The following is a 16,918-nucleotide window of genomic DNA, read 5'->3' as shown; positions in this document are numbered from 1 at the left end:
TCAACTACCATCGACCACACTCTGCCGCCGACGGCCAACCACCAGCATCACGACTCACCACCGGCGTCACCAACGTGCTGTCCTCCTACAGCTAGCTGGCTCGCGACGACCTCGGTGCCGCGCGCCTTGAAGCTGCGGACTGGGTTCGCGGTTTCGAGCTTGATGCTCACCGTGCACCTGAGGTCGGGTTCCAGCGCCTCGCAGCGGTACAGCGGCGTGTCGAGAAAAATCGGGTCGATCGCCCGACGAGCCGCACGGATCCGGGCGGTGTCGAGGCGCGTCTCCTGCATAAAACAGCAGCGTAGCGGCGCCGGCCTGAGTTCGGCCTAGAGTCTTTCTTGTGCGATTGGACCGCGAGCGTGTCTTCACCGCGGTCGCGAACGAGCGGCGCCAGATCGCGACACTGATCGAGGGCTTAGACGCGGCACAGTTGGCAACGCCCAGCCTGTGTTCAGGCTGGGATGTCAAGACCGTGGCCGCGCATCTCGCCGGCTCTGTGGCCGATGGTTTGTCGGGGGCCATGTCGATGGCTTTGCGTCGCGGCAGCCTGGCCCGCGCGATCGATGAGCTCGCATGCCGTCGTGCGCAGTTGCCGGCCGCCGACATCGTTACCATGCTGCGTCAGCGCGCCAATTACCGCTTAAGTCCGCCGGTGTTCGGGCCGGTGGCCCCCTTCGCCGATATCTTGATCCATGGCGGCGACATCCGGATTCCCCTCAGCCTCCCATTTGCGCCCGACCTCGAACAGGTGGGGATTGCGCTGGATTTCCTGACCGGGCTATGGCCGTTTGGCTTCGTGCCCCTGGGCCGACTGCGGGGCATCTCATTGCGCGGCACCGACATTGATCGGTCCTGGGGTAAGGGGGCAGAAATCCGTGGGCCCGTGTCAGCCTTGATGATGGCCGTTAGCGGCCGCACCGCACTGCTGGACAACCTCGACGGGCCTGGACTGCCTGCGTTGCGCCAACGGCTGCAGTCTGCCTGACCGCTCTCCCCTCGCCCATCATGCGGGAGGAATACGGCGGGATCGAATATGGCGGGTTACCGGTAACCGGCTCACTATTCGTTATTGTGTTGTGCACCAATATATTTCGCGTCCGATCCGTTCGCCGATAACTCGGCGGTACGTACCGCCACCCAACAGCTTCTGGCCGCATCGTTCGGGTACCCGGTACCGGTCGGTAACGCCGCACGCTGGGGCGCGACGCTCCCCGGTCTATCGCGGACCGACAATGGCGCCCGGACCCGGCGCGATGTTGTCCATGGTCGTCCTTAGGGGACGCAGGAGCGTTCATGGCTATAGCCATAGCGACTACCCTCGTAGCCGGGATAGTCAACGCCAGCAATGAGATTGACAACCAGTGAAACTCGAGACCAAACGCACCCTCGCGTTCGCAAGTTGTCGCAACACCCGTCGCCAACACCAAGCAGGTGATTGCGGCGGGCCACTTCTCCCGGCTGGGAATACGGCCGATTCGAATAGGGCGGGTTACCGGCAATCCGCTGCACGAAACTAGGAATTCGCTTCAATATCCTGCCTGGCGTATTTCACGAAGAGATTTATGCTCGCGGTAAGTCTGTCCGTGTACTCAAGTGTAGGTTGGTCCACATCCTTCGAGTTTTTAAGTTTCAAACTTTATGACAAAGCATGGTTGTAGACATTTGTCCCGCCGTTCACTACGTCGATCGAGGCGCTGACTGTCAGCGACGAACCGACTAGCCTGATGGCAGCTAGCTTGGTACGTAAGGTGTTCAACTGGCTTTCAGCAGCTTTCCTCAGTGGCTCCGCGGCATTGTCATCAATTTTTTGATTGACGACACTGAAGGCTATTGCTCCCTGATATTTGAATCCTGCGTCCTGCAAGGCTGAGGCTGCGTTAATGAAATCCACAAACTGAGTCTGCTGCTGATTACGGCGAAATTCCTTTGCTGATTGGATGCTCGCATTGGTCTGCCCGTTGAATGCGACGACGAGCGTCGTTACGTTGGCTGCAGCCGCTACGCCGACCGCCACGACTAATCCAGCAATAGAAGTCCATCGATGCGGCTGTTTTTCGGTCTCGGCGCGCTCGGCTTCGGCCTGCTGCCGTGCCGCTTCGTGCGCTTCGTCGTCCAAATCGACCGCCTCACCGCGCGTGCTGGAATGTAACCGCAATCGTGCAGTTGAACGAATAGAGCGCTTGGCAGGTGGCTGTGTCATTCGCGGAAGCTATCGCAAGGCTTGTCCAAAGTCATGACGTTCCACCAAGTTGGCTTCTCATGGCCGTTGGTCGACAAGTTGGCGCCCATCGAGAGCCGCTCACGATTGCAACGCAGCAACCCGGTTGTGGGCGTTGAGCGAACGGCTGGGTTCGGCATGGCAGCTTTTCCTTTCGGCTCGAGGCGAACGCGTGATTGAGCTCGCCGCTGCTTAACGTAGAGAAAAGGGGTGCAGGAGAGCCTGCCCGGCGGCACGTTCCAGCATCGCCGCACATCGTTGTTTGACGTACTTCGCTGCCTCGATCGCCATCACGGCCGCGGTCGCCTTCGTCAAAGCGCCCGCAATTTAGCAGGCAGTGACCTATGGTCGGCGTGTGGCGCCAGTCGAGACGCGCGTGGTCGAGGGCTACTACGAGTGCCCGGTCCAGTTCACCGTCGACATCGCGGCTCTCGAGGTGGAGTACTCAGCGGTCGTTGCAGGTGAAGCCTTGATTCTGAGGCTGCCATCCGCCGACGGAGTCAGTCGGTCCCACGATGAGCTGTCGGGGCCCCCGTGGCACTATTCAGAACGCGAGGACTTGCTTAGCAGCCGACCTGAGATGGCGCCGTTCTGGGGTCGCATCGTGAAATGGACGGAAGACTTCAGCACGCCGAAAGCGGCTAACATCCGCCGGATCGGGATCTCACTGGCGGTCGACGGAGACGACGACTCCGTGCGCGACACTGGCCGCAGAATCGCTGAAGCCATGTCTGCATGGTGGGTCGCGGTAAGCGCCTGGGTCGAAGTGCTGCACGGTCAAGATTTGTCCCGACTGGGGCCCGTCGAACCAGGAATAAAATTCAGCGGTACCACGCTGTGGTCGCGGCTCTACACTCTGCATTCCCACCCGGTCCGCGACGGCGCAATCCTTCCGGTCGGGTCAAGTTCCTTCGGCGTGGTGTGGCCGAACTACACATCAATTGACGCCCGACAACTGCAGCTCTGCATCGACCACGCGCAGCTCCACGGACCGCCACCCGCTGAATGGCTGCTCATTCGCGATGCGAATTCCTTGTGTATGGGGCAGGATTACCGGCGGGCAGTGCTCGATGCTGGCTTGGCCGCCGAACTTGCTGTCACTATCCTTATCCGAACCCACCTCGCCGCGGCCAGCCACCCCGATATTGACGGCGAGCTGCGCGCCCATTCGATGCTCGGCCGACTGTGTGGTTACTGGACACGCGAGTGCGGCGGAACCCTACCTCTGGATTATCGGACTCGGCTCATTGAGCGACGAAACGCGGCCACCCATGCAGGTTCTCACTTGCCGGAAGCCGACGTTCGCGACGCGATCACCGTCGCCCGAGAAATTCTCGTCCAAGCAACGCCGCTGCCAGCATAAGGGCCTCGGAAGTCGAATCTCCACCGATATCCCTCGGTCTCGCAGCTTGCTACCACGCCCGAAAGCGTTGCCCTCATGAATAACTGCTTCGGCGGATGCACCGCTGACCGCGTTTGCCACTCATGATGATCCCCCTGACCGCGGCCGCTCAAGCAGTAGGGAATTTCGGTCGCTGGACCGGGTCGCCGTTGACGTAGCGCGGTCAGCTGTTCTCGGGAAATCTTTGAAGAAAAGGAGGCAAGCAAGGCACGAACACCCAACCGACGAAGGTCGATTCGGCTAACGCTGCTCCCTAGCCCACCGGCGGGCACTTTCGGCGGACTTCTGGAAGGCCTCGTCCAGGGTCCTCCCTCTGGCTTTGTGGGGTCCGGTAATAGCATCGTCGTGCAACCGCTCTGACCCGTCACCCTTAGTGCGGTCGTAATAGCGAGTTACGAAAACTTCGAACTGATCACCTCCTGGACCACCGATAGGCGGGTACTCCTCATAGTCGAAGTAAAAGTCGAAGCCATTCTCGCTGACCTCTGCGTTCATCATCGAATCAGTCTATCGAGCCGCCCCTGGCGAGAGTGGTTTGCGACCGCTGTATCACACCGCACAGCAAAAGAGCGGGACACTCAAGTTGGTCGGAATTCCGTATGAAACGAGCCGGTCAGATCTTGTCCCTTGAATCCATCAGCTGCCGCTGGGTCCGTCAAGATCCGAAGCGATGAGACGCCGACGCCGATCCGCCAACTCAAATGAGACTGGCCAGCCCCATCGTGTCTCGATCAGGCCGGCGCTCCCCACCACGCGACCGCCAGATCCTCTGAGACCGGGCAGTGACCCTCACCCGTCGCCGCGATTAGTCTTGGTCAAAATGCCTTGATGCTTGCATCCCACGGGGATACCGCGCACCATTGCGCACCCGGCACAAACCATCGGGGCACAGTCACCGGCCCCCAGCGCGGCGCCGTGCCAGACACACGCAGTGCAATGATGATCTCGTGACCGACCAGGACGGCTCAGAACCCGAACCGGCAACCGCCCCTATCTATCCCGTTGCTGCAGTGATCGACACATGCTTCTTCGGCGCCGGCAACTTCAAGCCCGATCACGTCGAGAAACTCGCCGACCGCCTGGCACGCCGGGACGTGAAGCTGTGGATTCCCCAGCAGGTCATCGACGAGTGGGCCGTCCACGCCTTCGAAGCGTTCAAGGAGCTGCAGGCCGCGTACACGAAACTGGGCGATCTGACCATCGCCGGGGAGCCACCTGCACCCCTGGCAGCCCGTGACGTCGCGGCACACATCGACCAACTGTGCCGCGCAATGCCCAATGTCGAGGTCCTGGACCTCGACGGGCAGTGCGCTGTCGACGCTATCCGCGACCAGGTCCTCGGCGAAGGCGCCGGCGGACGCAGCAAGGATGGCACTCGCACCGGCGCGGTCGACGCGTCGATCGTCCGCGATGCGCTACGCCGCGTCGACAACGATCCCGACCAGATTGTATTTCTCACCAAAAACTACAAAGACTTCCGGCCAGCGGTAAATGCGTTGGGTCACAGTGACTTTCCTTCTGCAAATACCACCCACCAGTTGTTCGGCAAGCTCTCGCCTCCCGTGCACCCGCAGCACTCCGTCGACACCGCTCGCCGACTGATCATTGATGAGCTCCTTGAAAGCATCACCGAGGCCGCTGCGGCAGATGACCGCCACGGCCCGCCGCCAGCCTGGATCGACGTCGACGACATCGCAGTTGACACAGTGGACACCGACGACCGGCGAAAGTTCGACGAGATCATCGACCCCACTTTCGAACTCGAGCCGGCCGCCGCACTCGTCGATGTTGCCGGCGTCTCGCTGCAGGTCATGGACGAGGGCACCGACCTGGTCTCCTACACCGTCGTGCTCCTCGCCGACGTCCGCGCCGAAGGCTACGTGATCAACAACGACGGCAACACCGTCCACGAATGGATGACGCTGTACGACAGCATCGTCACAGTGCCGTTCGACGCCGACATCGTCGACGGCAAACTTCTTCAGCCGCGCCAGTCCGACACCGCCACCGCCCGAGGCGGGCACCAAAGGTTCGCCGATGAATGGGATGCTTACCAGGATGTGTGGGAGACAATCACAGACTGGGCAGGCATCACTGCTACGCCAGCGAATGGCGAAGCCCTGCCGACATCATTCGAACTTCGCGGACCCGATGGCCAACGCATCGACGCAGAGGTCTCCGGAGGATCGATCGCCAGCGAATGGACGCTCGAATTCACCAGTCCCGAAATGGAATTCAGCACCGAGATTTCCAGCGTGTACGACCCCAATAGCCGCGCATGGCTCGGCCGTGAGGACTCGTTTGACGTGTACCCGCCGATCTCATTGGTCTCCGGCGCCCACCGCTCCAGGCCGGGACCGTACCCCGCCCTGGCACTCGTGTGGCAGTACCTCGTCGACAGGAAGAACCAACCCGTCCCGGAGGACAAGGAGACGCGTGAACCGTAGCCGGATCGCATTTTCCTCTTGCGCTGCGATCATCAATGACGCCACCGCAATCCCGCGGCGGACCCCAAGAGGATGGCGTAATTCTCATGGTCTGTCCGGCGCGGCGCAATATGCAGGAGTTGAATATGCAGAGTTGTCAGTAGAGCACTGCATATTTGTGTTGCGGCCCAGTGTATTTGAAGAAGTAGTGGTAGTGCAGTGCTCAGATGGTGCCCCGCTCGAGAACCCATTGGTGTCGAAACGGTAGTACTTCTGCAGCAATCTCAAAGTCGGTGTCATAGTGGATCAGCGTCACGTCATGGGCATCGGCGAGGGTGGCAATCAGGAGGTCGGCCATGCCGACAGCACGGTGGCGGCCAGTGCTTGCCAACTGTCGTTGCGCGCCGAGCGCCGTCTGCCAGTGTTCGTCATTGGTTGGCAGATATTCGTACGCCGCACGGCGGTCTGACCAGAGTTGTTCATAGTCAGCAGGATTGCGGGCACTGTAGAGCGCCTCGGCGTCGAGTTGAGCCGTGGTCGCGACCAATCCGGCCTCAATGAGTGGGGCAAGTCGAGCGGCGACCTCGGGGTGCGTCATCCGTGCTGCTGCACTGGTATCGATGAGGTGCCGAGCGATCAACGCCACACGTCACCACGTTGATCGGGATCAGCCATCTCCCCTAGACCGCCGGCCCGCAACCATGCAACCTGGCGTGCGCGAGCAGAAGATGCTGCCGCTTGCTGCAATGCAATGCGCACCGTGTCCGATACGCCGGACGTCTTAAGCTCTTTCTGAGCGGCAGCCAGTAGGTCGTCGTCCAGATCGATCAGGCGCTTTGTCACCTATCAAGCCTCCACCCGTATATATCGAATGTTGACTCAGTATATACCCACGTTTGAGTGGGTGCGAGAACGGAAGTTGCCATACTGTCAAGTAGCACTTGGTAGTATGGCAAAGCACTACTTGACTGGTTGCGGCGGTCGGAGAATACTGGTCGGTGTGGCAAGCCCCCGCCTCATCGAGCTGATCGACCAGTACAAGAACACGCACGGCGTCAGCGACGCCGAACTGGCCCGGCGTATCGGCATCACGCGCGAAAACCTGCGCCTGTGGCGAGTCAACGGCGTGCGGGGCCTACCTGAGCGTGACAATCTCGCCGCGGTCGCACGCACCATCGGCCAACCCTATCGCCAGGTCCTCTCGGCGGCGCTGTTCGACATCGGTTACCTGACCGCGCCAGAGACGACGGATCCCCGCCCGTACAACGAAGTGCTCTACGACGCCATCGCCGCCTTGACCGAAGCTGCCCATCTGACGAATCAACCTGTGCGCCAAACCAGTTCGGGCCAATGGGAACCCGATCCGAACCCCCGCGCGGCGCTGCCGATCGACTGGGCCGAGTTCGTCACCCACGCCCTAGCGGGCGCCGCGGCGAACATCGGAAGCACAGAGCAGATCCTGGCGGGCCGGCCCGGGTCCTGGGAGGCCGAGAGGGTACGCGAAACACTGCAGTCCACGGTCGGTGGTGACGACGAACACTTGCTGCAACACCGCACCGAACCCGTCAGCATCGACTTCTGGGTGGAAAGCATCCTGCCCTACACCAATGACACCTCTTACGACGACTACCGCGACGCGGAACTGGAACTTGCCTCGCGCGGAGAAGCCATCCCCGAACCCGATGACCTGCCCCCTGGCCCCTTCACCCCCGAGGACCCGCGCATCGCCGCCGTGGACTGGATCAGCGTCGACGACAACGGCTATCTGTGCGTCGAAGCCAAAGCGGGCTGGGGCGACGATCCCGCCGACATCGCGCTACTGACCGAACTAACGACCGAGGCCCAGAACAGCCGACCTCCCACTCCGGGAGAAATCGCTTACGACGAAGCCCACGAAGCCATCGCGGACCTCAGCGACGCGCTCACGGCACAAGAACGCCGCGAGCACAGTGACTACGCCGAACACCTCACGAACGCTGTTAAGGCTCGCCTCGAGGTGCTGAACCTCCCCACGCCGGTCATCGTCAACATCACCGTCGCCCCCGAGGGCGTCCACTCCTCCTACGACTTCGACGACCACGCACCCGCCGCATATCCGCGCAACGCCATCGCGGCGGCGATCGACGACGCGATCGCCCACACCCCTACTCCATCGGCCCTGCCTGGCACTCCCCTAGATCGCCTCGGTGCGGCTCAGCCATAGCGCGGCCATGGGTCACGGGTCTTCGCCCGCCCGGTTCGTCGCCGGCCCGTAATCGACGATCTGATTTCAGCCGTTCAGGATCGGTCAGTCGGTGCGGACGTTTTGCGTGAACCACTCGCCGCGCGCGGAGCGCCAGCTGACTCGCACAGCGAATCCAGGTCGATCGGAATCAACAGATCTGACCTCCGCATTCCGCGTTCCTCGGTGGGCGCCGACCAAGATTTGACGTTTGAGTCGGTCGTCGGCGCAGAGATTCACGTAGCACGGATGTCCCGACGATGACGACAGGCGATTGGTGCTATAGGGCGGAACGCTCTGGGCTGTCCCGATAACTCGGTCCCGCGCCGTCACGCTGACTTCGTAGGCGGTGTCCTCCCCCATGTTGGCGACGTAGGCATGGCGAGGGTCGGTGTCCCACCGACCGACCTGCCAGCTCACCCTCGGCCGACGTGCATTGTCGGTCGAATGAGGTTGCCGTTTAGACCGTCGTTGGTAGACGACGAAGAAGACGAGCAGGACGGCCCACACGGCGGTGATCACCGCTAAGACCAGGAACGGGACCATCATCGGATCCGCCATAAACGAATCGTAATCCGCTAGCCAAGGTTGGGTAACACCCTTACAGACGTCAGACCTTGCTACGAGTCAAGTCGAGGGCGCAGCTTCTGCGCATTGACTATGTGTCGTCAAGCTATGTTCGGCAGATGCGCATCGACCTCATGGCGATCGTTGTCAAGGAGTACGACCCCGCCATCGCATTCTTCGTCGACTTGCTTGGGTTCGAGCTGGTCGAGGACTCACCGGCTTTGACCAATGACGGCCGCCCGAAACGCTGGGTCGTGGTGCGTCCGCCCAGGGCCCAAACTGGCATCCTGCTCGCCCGTGCAGACGGTGATACACAAGCGGCTGCGATCGGGCAGCAATTCGCGGGCCGCGTCGGGCTCTTCCTCCGGGTCGATGATTTTCAGGTCGCATATGACCGGATGGTCTGCGGCGGAGTTGAATTCGTGACCGAGCCCCGCGCAGAGCCGTATGGACGTGTGGCGGTCTTCCTCGACATTGCTGGGAACCGATGGGACCTCCTTGGACCGGAGGGCTCGTAGCCAAACGGTGGCGTCCCGCTACGAGCAGGACTCAATCATGGTCACCAGCAACTTGCTTTTCGGCAAAGCGCACACGTTCAGGTGAACCTGTGCGTAGCGCGGTCGAAATGCGGCTTTATCGCGTGCGAGGATCGGGTGGTGAAGCAGAGGTCCTATGTGTTGCTCTGGTGTCATCCGGGTATGGAGGAGGCCTTGATCGCCTACGAAGATTCGGTGCTGAGGTGGGTGAGCGAACATGGCGGCACGGTCCTGCAGCGGGCACGCAGTGACGGTGCCGAGGGTCGGCCGCTGGAGATTCAGTTGTTCGAGTGGGCATCTCAGTCCGCGATGGACGGCTTTATGGCCGATCCACGCAGAACAGCGCTGGTAGCGGATCGCGATCGCGCTATCGCCCGAACCGAAATTGTTCCCGTGCAGTTCGTTTGATCTATCAGTAGCTATCAGTGCTGATACTGGGGCATTAATTGAGTATTGAGGTACGAGTGCCGCTCCCCCGCCGGGGCACTGATGCCTCAAAGTCTTTCGGGTCGCATGCTGTTCAGTTCGTGGGTAGTGGTTTCTGTCGTTGCCGAGAGGAAATCCGGGCAGCCATCGACGACGCCACATCGACCTAGGTCGAATGCCGCTCTGCGGCGCGATTTGCAATGATGGAGTAGGCGATATCGCTTCCTCGGGGGGAGGTTCACGTGAGTGCGGTACAGAGCCTGCCGAACGCGCCAGTTCTGCTGTACGACGGTGTGTGCGGGGTCTGCAACAGCGCGGTGCGCACCCTTCTTCGCTATGACCGTCATGGAACGCTGCGATTCGCCTCTCTGGGCAGTGACTTCGCTCGCGACATCAGGTCCCGCCACCATCAGCTGGAGGGCGTGGATTCCGCTGTCTACGTCCGCAACGCGGGACAGCCTGACGAGACCGTGGATATCCGGTCTGCAGCGCTGCTGCAGGTCGCTGCCTACCTCGGAGGGTGGTGGAAATTGGCGCTGGCGGCATACGTGATTCCGCCGGCGGTGCGCGATTGGCTTTATGAGCGCTTCGCGGCTTTCCGTTACCGCATCGGCGGCCAGCATCACACCTGTCCGATCCCGACGGCCGAGGCGCGCACTCGTTTCCTCGATGCGACTTACCAGCTGGAAGCGCTGATCAGCACTGGCACAGTTCTCTCTGACTATCGTGGCAAGCTCGGTTAGGTATCTCGATGCGCCTGCCCGCCTTGCCGTTACCGCTGTGGGTCGCGCGCGCCGCCCTGGGTGCTCGACGTCGTGTCTTTGATCTCGCTGATGCCGCGGTGCCCGAAGAATTCGCGCTGTTCTTCGATGTGACGATGGGGCTGCACAAACTGAAGATCGCGGGCGTGCTGGTCTCCTCCGGGCTCGCCGATGCCCTCGGCAAGAGTTCGCGTGATCCCGTCGACCTCGCACACCAACTGGACCTGGACCCTGACGTAACGGTCAGAATCATCAACGCCGCGATCGCCTCCCGGCTGATGCAACTGAACCGTCAGGGACGTGTGCGCCTGACGAAGGTCGGCGCACCGCTGCGCCGAGAACACCCCAAATCCATCGCCTCCTGGGCTGCCTACTTCGCGCACCCTGACACCGCAGCCGCATATGCACACCTCGACGACCAGCTGCGCGAGGGAGCCCAAACCTCCGGATATCAAAAGGCATTCGGCAAGTCGCTGTGGGATTACTTAGACGATCGCCCCGATATGAGAGCCACATTCGCCAACGCAATGCGCCAGCTCTCCGAGTTCGACCTCGCCGGAATCGTGCGGACCTATCCATGGCCAAGACGCGGAACCATCTGCGACATCGGCGGCGGAGTCGGGCACATGCTTGCAGCCATCCTCGACCATCGGCCTGACGCTCGCGGCATCTTGCTCGACTCAGCCGAGATCATCGAACACGCAGACGCATTCCTGCGCGAACGAGGATTGACCGACCGGATCGAGCGCCGCGTCGGCGACCTCTTCGGTCAGCTCGACGCCCACGCTGACGTCTACACGATGAAATGGATCCTGCACGACTGGGACGATGATGCCTGTCGCGAAATCCTCAAGCGCGTCCGCGCCACCATGCCGCCAGGTTCGAGGCTGGTCACGATCGATATGCACCACGGACCAGGCCAGCTGAACACCGTGTCAGCGATGAGCGATCTGCTGATGCTTGTTTCCTGCCAAGGCGGACGGCAACGCTCGCCCCAGCAAGTGCACACCCTGATGGGCGACGTCGGGCTCATACCCGGCCGAGTCCGCCACTACGGGCCGACGATGCTGGTCGAAGCCCTCGCTCCATGACGGATAGCGCCGGCCCGGCGCAGCATCAACGCAGTGGCCGCATGATCTTGGTCGTAGTCCTGCCCGCAGCCATCACAGTGCACCGTCGCGGACTGGTACCGCGCATCAGCGGGATTCTCGTAGCCGCAGCCGTCCCCGTGGATGCGGGAGAGCCCAAAGCGACCGACCTCCCTGACGGCGCAGCCCTCGCGCTTAGCGGCGGTGGTCACGAGCGTACGCAGCCGTCCGGGTGCCACCACGCTTCGCGCGGCGGCGATGCCTTTGTGAGCTGCACGTGGTCGCGGGACGGATGCGGCGGTAAGTTCAGGCAGCAACAAATCATCCAGCACAAGGGTTTTGGCCTGGCTGGCGAGCATGGCGGCGAACCGACGATAGAGATCGTCGCGGGCAGCGATGGCGTGACGCCTCTGGCCGAGGTCTGGACCGCGCCGCAGTTTGAGATCGCGGCGCTGCCAGCGCAGAAGTAGAGCCGCGATCGACTCGGCATCCGCCGGCGGGGCCATCGCCCAAGCCCGAGCCAACGCGTGGAATTTCGCTGCGCCGCGCCAATGTTCGACGGTCGCGGCATCGAGGACACCGCCGGGCGTGCGCGGATCGTCGATCGGCCCGTGTTCGGCCAGCCAGGTCACAAGGGATAGCTGTAGTGCGCGAGTAGCTTGCCCGCGCTGGGCCCGGATTTGATCCGCACGGGCGAACGCATCGTTGAGTGTCGCGGGCACGACGAGTCGACCGGTCCGCGTGGTCTCGGCGACTACGACGGCGCAAAGATCCTCTGGAATGTTCAGTGCCCGAGTCGATCTCCACGTGGCCGCGATGATCCCGTCGGCGCCGCGGCGCCAACCCAGATGCACTGCCACCGCCGGGCCGGTGCGCCGCGTGTCGGGATCGGGCACAGTGGCTGAGACATTGAGAGTGGCGCGCAGCCCGGCCGGCGTGTGGCGGATGGTCAGTCGCGCACCGGTGATGTCGGCGTCAGCGGGCAGTTGGCGATGCTGCTGGACGGGCAGCTCCACCAGCAGCATCGGCCCGTCCGCGCTGCGGCCGTAACGGAACCGGGCGACGACTCGCCCGGCACGCCGTTGTTGGCTCGCTGACATCTGGTTCCACACCTCGGGATCGATCCACGGAAGCTGAAAGTAGTTGTGGTACTTGCCATCCAGGGATGCGACTATCGCTGGGGAGCGTGGCGGGTCGCCGCGGCGGCGAATCAGTTGAACCGCAATCGTTCCCGAGCCGTCAAAGGGGTGGTGGCGTAGTGTGGCGTCGGGTCGGGTGATGCGTTGCTGACGAAGGCGTTTCACCGCACCGGCGTGTTGGGCCACCACATCGTTAAAGGTGCACCAGAACAGCCCCCGCTCCTGGACGTAGGGTCGGTAGAGGGCTCGTTGCGCGGCGTTGAACGCGGCAGTTCGCACCGCGCGTGGGCCTGCGGCTTGGGCGCGAACCTCGGTGATCGCTGCGCGGCGCTGCTGGCGTGCCTCACGAAGTGCCGACATCGCTGAAGTTTCGGCGGGACTGCGCCGGACACCGCGTTCCGACTGCCCCCGTGAGGCTTTCACGCTTTCCGACGCCGCGGTCCACGCCGCCTGGGCGTGTGCGATGCGCTCTTCGGTCGCGGCCACTGCGGGAAAACTAGACCAGATTGCTTGAAGATCGGCCTCGTAGGCCAACCGAATAGCCACCAGCTCTTCGCGCAGCTCATGCGCGAGACGCAATTGCTCGCGGATCGGCTCGGACAGACGCCAGGTGTAGTGCACACTCAAGGTCACACCACTGAACGCCACAAATCGAACTGTAAGCGACGCCAACGGTGGTATGTATAAGAGTCGACGCAAGTACGACGCCCTCGCGCTGGCGTTGCCAAACTCCGCTCAGTATGGCACAGGCCAGCCGCGCTCAGACTGCCACGACGTCGACCAGTTGGCCCAAACCGCCAAAGTCAGCGGCGTTGCGGGTATAAAGGCGCGCGGCGTGAGCATGAGCGGTGGCCGCGATCAGCAAGTCCATCGACCGGGCCCGCGGCTGGCGCCCCGAATCCACCACAGCCGCAGCGATTTGGCCGTAGCTCGCCGCCACGGCGTCGTCCACAGGCAGCGCGTCGAACTTACGCTCAACGACCAGCAACCGCCGCAACCTCTCGGCCCGCACCTGTTGATCTTTGGCGACCAGGACCCCGAAGTGCAGTTCTGCCAACGTGATTGCGCTAACAGCCAACTCTCCGACTAGGGGCTCGACATCGGAGGCGATCACCACGCTGGTATCGAGGATCGCCCTCATTGCTTGGCCCACGGATCATGTATTTCGTGGTCGATGGCCTCACGATCGGCGTCCCAGGCAGGATCGGCGGGCCCGGCGAACAGGTCGGCCACGTCCGTCCACCGCCGCCAGGTACGAGGCGCCGCAGGAACGAGTCGGGCCCCCGGGCGACCCGCCACAGTGATCGTGATCTCCTCGCCCTCCTCGGCCCGGCGGACGAGCTCGGACGCGTTCTGCCGCAGCTCACGCAAGCCAACTACTTCCACACAATCTACTGTAGCACATGTGCTACACCGGTGGCATGTTGGAGACGAGGGCCCGCGATCAGCAGTCACTAGCTCGCACCAGCTCCAAAATCGCTGCAACGGAATCGCTCTCGCGTCGGCTCCCTATCTCCCGTCCAGCTCCGTGAGGGAGCAGTTGGTTGCCAGCGGTGGTGTGAAGATCGTCGTTTCACACTCCTGACACGTATGGGTGCGGTGCATCCCGCAGACGCAGTGAGCGACGCCGACGAGGACCTCGCGCGGGCCGAGGCGCGCGCCGCAGCCCGGACAATCCGATGGGCGAGGCTCCTCCCACCCACGTCGCGTCAGGTGTAAACCCATCCCGGGATGGTACCGCTGCACACCGCTGCCTTAGGGAATTGACCGTGGCGTCGGTGCCCATGGTGGATCGGCACAACGTGCGGGTCCGAGCGCTACCCGCGTCTTGAGATTCCGATCGCGTTCAAGACGGGTTGAAGCGCCTGCGGCGCTACGCAATGGCTTGGCCTGACGGCCCAAGCCCATGTTGGTTTGCCTTCTGGCTTTCGATTGTGGCCGGCGGTCCTCTGCGCGCAAGGCCACGGCCTTCGCTTCGCTTCGGGCACAAGGCTCGTCGAGATAGCGCCGATTGCTCGCCAGCTCGCCGGCGCCATCTCTCCGCCCGGACCTTGCACTCCGCGTCCCTATGCCGGCCCAAATCGTCATTGCCAGAAGGCAAACAGAACAGGCGGCCACGTGCACGCCTCCCTAGAAAGGTTCAGTCATGACCGACACAACCACCAACACCGACAGCGCAGCCACTGCCGCCGACCAGCCCATCGGGACGCTGGAACACCTTGACCCGATGCTGCTCGACATCGGTGACAATGTCCGCGACGACGCAGCGCTGAGTAAGGCGTTCATCGCCAGCATCGCTGAAAATGGAGTTCTGGTGCCGATCACGGGTGTGCGTGACGCCGAGCGGCCGGAAGTCATCCGGGTCCGGAACGGGCAACGGCGCACCCTGGCCGCCTGTGATGCTGGCTTGTCCAGCGTTCCGGTCTACGTGCTGCCGTCCACCGCTGCGGATGCCAGCCAGGAGACCATCGACCGCATCGTGCACCAGATCGTGACGAACGATCAGACGCTCGATCTGACTGACGCACAGCGGGCACGCGGCATTCAGCAGATGATCGACGCGGGGCTGTCGGTGACCAAGGTGGCCAAGCGGTTATCTGTCGGCAAGGATGCCGTGAAAGCCGCTCACACGGCAGCACAGTCGGCCACCGCCATGGACGCCCTGGCCAGCGGCCAACTCAGCTTGACCGAAGCCGCCGCGATCACCGAATTCGAGGACGTGCCCGGCGCGGTGGACCGGCTGATGAGGTCGGCGGGCGGTACTTGGTTCGAGCACACGGTCGCCCAGCTGCGCCAGGAACGCGACACCGCCCAGGCCCGAGCCCACGCCGCCCAGCCTTTCGCCGATAAGGGGTTCACTGTCCTTGAGCAGCGCCCGGATTCGTGGGACCCGACCTGCATACCGCTGCATCACCTGGTGACCGCCGAAGGGGACGAAGCCGACGACACCGCTGTCAGCGACCCCGCCCACTGGGCCGTGTATCTCGTTGACGACACCGCTCTGTGCGACGTGGAAACCGGCGAGGTAGTGGACGAACAGAGCGTGGACTGGGAGACCGAGGACTTGCCAGACGCGACGCCCGCAGAGGGCTTGCGTCACGCGAACACGGTCACCGACAAGGAGGTGTTCACCCCCGATTACTACTGCCTCGATTACCGTTCCGCAGAACTGACCCCGCAGAGCTGGTTCGCCCGGCAGGCCGGACTGGTGGACACCGACACCGGCGAAGTGGTCGACTTGGACGACGAGGCCCGCGAGGCCGCACGCCAGCAGGCCACGCTCGAAAAGGCCGAGACCGAGAAGCGGGAGCGCCGGAAAGTGTTGGCGCTCAACAGACTCGGGGACGCCGCCCTCGGCGTGCGGCGCGAGTTCGTCAAGAAGCTTTTGGCGCGTAAGGCTCCACCTAAGGGTGCCGGTCTCTTCGTGGCGGAGTGCTTGGCTCGCGACAGCGCGTTGCTCACCAACAACAACGCGCTGGACACCACCGCCGAATTGCTCGGAGTCGATAGCGGCCAGGCCGTGGCCAAGCTCGTGGCCGATCTGCCCGCCCACGGCGACGGGCGCGCTCAGGTGATCACGCTGGCCCTGGTGCTCGGCGCCCTCGAATCGCGGACCCCCAAGGACGCCTGGCGCAACAACACGGGCTGGTGGGGACACCATGTCGGCAGCAGCGAGTACCTGGGCTGGCTCGCCGACAACTCCTATCCCCTGGCGCCAGTCGAGGAGGTCGTGACCAAGGCCAAGGACGCCGAGGACGTCTACGAGCAGTATTTGACCGATGCAGTGAAGGAATAGCGACGGTAAAGGGCCGGGGCCGCAAGCCCCGGCCCTCCCCGGGGCAGGCCGCCTATCCCCGTTAGCCGCGATAGGTGCCGTCGCGCTCGGTGGCCCCGCCGGGGGAAACGCCTACGGCGTTGCTGAATATTTATTCTTCACCCTCATCGCTTTCTCATTATGGCCGGTTGCGGTCTTTGCGCAAGGCCGCGGATAAAGGCCCAAAGGCCCGAAACGTTTTCGCAACAAACCCTCGCTTCGCTCGGCGAAAACGTTTCGTCCGGACCATTGCGCTCCGTCCGCACCACCGGCCGCATTAATGATCGCGATGAGGCGCAAGAGAAAAGGGTGCACACCGA

At 62.9% G+C, this 16,918-nt stretch carries 15 protein-coding genes and 2 pseudogenes; 9 read left to right on the top strand and 8 right to left on the bottom strand.

The window, feature by feature from the left end; genetic code table 11:
- Positions 1-140: 140 nt before the first annotated feature.
- Positions 141-290: pseudogene (locus SKC41_RS31960) on the bottom strand (hypothetical protein); the annotation flags it as partial.
- Between the two features lie 56 nt (positions 291-346).
- Here SKC41_RS31960 and SKC41_RS29435 point away from each other — a divergent pair.
- Complete coding sequence (locus SKC41_RS29435; protein ID WP_330981230.1) at positions 347-985, top strand: maleylpyruvate isomerase family mycothiol-dependent enzyme; 639 nt, start codon at positions 347-349, stop codon at positions 983-985.
- A 651-nt stretch (positions 986-1,636) separates the two neighbouring features.
- Here SKC41_RS29435 and SKC41_RS29430 read toward each other — a convergent pair.
- Positions 1,637-2,200 (bottom strand): hypothetical protein, encoded by a 564-nt coding sequence (locus SKC41_RS29430; protein WP_330981224.1) that lies wholly within the window; start codon positions 2,198-2,200, stop codon positions 1,637-1,639.
- Positions 2,201-2,573: 373 nt separating this feature from the next.
- Between SKC41_RS29430 and SKC41_RS29425 the strand changes: the two genes are divergently transcribed.
- Positions 2,574-3,581, top strand: coding sequence for a hypothetical protein (locus SKC41_RS29425; RefSeq protein ID WP_330981223.1), 1,008 nt, complete (start codon positions 2,574-2,576; stop codon positions 3,579-3,581).
- 986 nt (positions 3,582-4,567) lie between these two features.
- Positions 4,568-6,067: a hypothetical protein gene (locus SKC41_RS29420; protein ID WP_330981222.1), complete on the top strand. Its 1,500-nt coding sequence runs from the start codon at positions 4,568-4,570 to the stop codon at positions 6,065-6,067.
- Positions 6,068-6,269: 202 nt separating this feature from the next.
- On the opposite strand, the gene SKC41_RS29415 is transcribed toward SKC41_RS29420, so the two are convergent.
- Together SKC41_RS29415 and SKC41_RS29410 are read right to left on the bottom strand one after the other, a co-directional pair.
- Positions 6,270-6,692 (bottom strand): PIN domain-containing protein, encoded by a 423-nt coding sequence (locus SKC41_RS29415; RefSeq protein ID WP_330981221.1) that lies wholly within the window; start codon positions 6,690-6,692, stop codon positions 6,270-6,272.
- Entirely contained in the window at positions 6,683-6,889 is a 207-nt protein-coding gene (locus tag SKC41_RS29410) for a DUF2191 domain-containing protein (RefSeq protein ID WP_330981220.1), read from the bottom strand. Before SKC41_RS29410 ends, SKC41_RS29415 begins: the two co-directional genes overlap by 10 nt.
- Positions 6,890-7,046: 157 nt before the next feature.
- Between SKC41_RS29410 and SKC41_RS29405 the strand changes: the two genes are divergently transcribed.
- Complete coding sequence (locus SKC41_RS29405; protein ID WP_330981219.1) at positions 7,047-8,249, top strand: XRE family transcriptional regulator; 1,203 nt, start codon at positions 7,047-7,049, stop codon at positions 8,247-8,249.
- Between the two features lie 84 nt (positions 8,250-8,333).
- On the opposite strand, the gene SKC41_RS29400 is transcribed toward SKC41_RS29405, so the two are convergent.
- The gene (locus tag SKC41_RS29400; RefSeq protein ID WP_330981218.1) at positions 8,334-8,828 is read right to left on the bottom strand and encodes a hypothetical protein; all 495 of its coding nucleotides are present in this window, start codon (positions 8,826-8,828) and stop codon (positions 8,334-8,336) included.
- A gap of 125 nt (positions 8,829-8,953) precedes the next feature.
- On the opposite strand from SKC41_RS29400, the gene SKC41_RS29395 reads away from it, so the two are divergent.
- From SKC41_RS29395 to SKC41_RS29380, 4 genes and pseudogenes are all read left to right on the top strand, one after another.
- Positions 8,954-9,352 (top strand): VOC family protein, encoded by a 399-nt coding sequence (locus SKC41_RS29395; protein ID WP_330981217.1) that lies wholly within the window; start codon positions 8,954-8,956, stop codon positions 9,350-9,352.
- A 138-nt stretch (positions 9,353-9,490) separates the two neighbouring features.
- Positions 9,491-9,778: a hypothetical protein gene (locus tag SKC41_RS29390; RefSeq protein ID WP_330981216.1), complete on the top strand. Its 288-nt coding sequence runs from the start codon at positions 9,491-9,493 to the stop codon at positions 9,776-9,778.
- Positions 9,779-10,056: 278 nt separating this feature from the next.
- A pseudogene (locus SKC41_RS29385) lies at positions 10,057-10,464 on the top strand (thiol-disulfide oxidoreductase DCC family protein); the annotation flags it as partial.
- An 83-nt stretch (positions 10,465-10,547) separates the two neighbouring features.
- Positions 10,548-11,648 (top strand): methyltransferase, encoded by a 1,101-nt coding sequence (locus tag SKC41_RS29380; RefSeq protein ID WP_330981215.1) that lies wholly within the window; start codon positions 10,548-10,550, stop codon positions 11,646-11,648.
- Here SKC41_RS29380 and SKC41_RS29375 read toward each other — a convergent pair.
- The 3 genes from SKC41_RS29375 to SKC41_RS29365 all read right to left on the bottom strand — a co-directional run bounded on the left by SKC41_RS29375 (position 11,609) and on the right by SKC41_RS29365 (position 14,170).
- Positions 11,609-13,432, bottom strand: coding sequence for a hypothetical protein (locus SKC41_RS29375; RefSeq protein ID WP_330981214.1), 1,824 nt, complete (start codon positions 13,430-13,432; stop codon positions 11,609-11,611). The genes SKC41_RS29380 and SKC41_RS29375 overlap by 40 nt on opposite strands.
- 112 nt (positions 13,433-13,544) lie before the next feature.
- Complete coding sequence (locus tag SKC41_RS29370; RefSeq protein ID WP_061559522.1) at positions 13,545-13,925, bottom strand: type II toxin-antitoxin system VapC family toxin; 381 nt, start codon at positions 13,923-13,925, stop codon at positions 13,545-13,547.
- On the bottom strand, positions 13,922-14,170 hold the full coding sequence (locus SKC41_RS29365) for a type II toxin-antitoxin system Phd/YefM family antitoxin (protein WP_330981213.1): 249 nt from the start codon (positions 14,168-14,170) through the stop codon (positions 13,922-13,924). Before SKC41_RS29365 ends, SKC41_RS29370 begins: the two co-directional genes overlap by 4 nt.
- A 760-nt stretch (positions 14,171-14,930) precedes the next feature.
- On the opposite strand from SKC41_RS29365, the gene SKC41_RS29360 reads away from it, so the two are divergent.
- Complete coding sequence (locus SKC41_RS29360) at positions 14,931-16,580, top strand: ParB/RepB/Spo0J family partition protein (protein ID WP_330981212.1); 1,650 nt, start codon at positions 14,931-14,933, stop codon at positions 16,578-16,580.
- Positions 16,581-16,918: the final 338 nt, after the last annotated feature.

The organism is Mycobacterium sp. 050128, from assembly GCF_036409155.1.
In the GTDB taxonomy this organism is placed as follows: domain Bacteria; phylum Actinomycetota; class Actinomycetes; order Mycobacteriales; family Mycobacteriaceae; genus Mycobacterium.
This window is presented reverse-complemented; position numbering and strand designations above follow the sequence as displayed.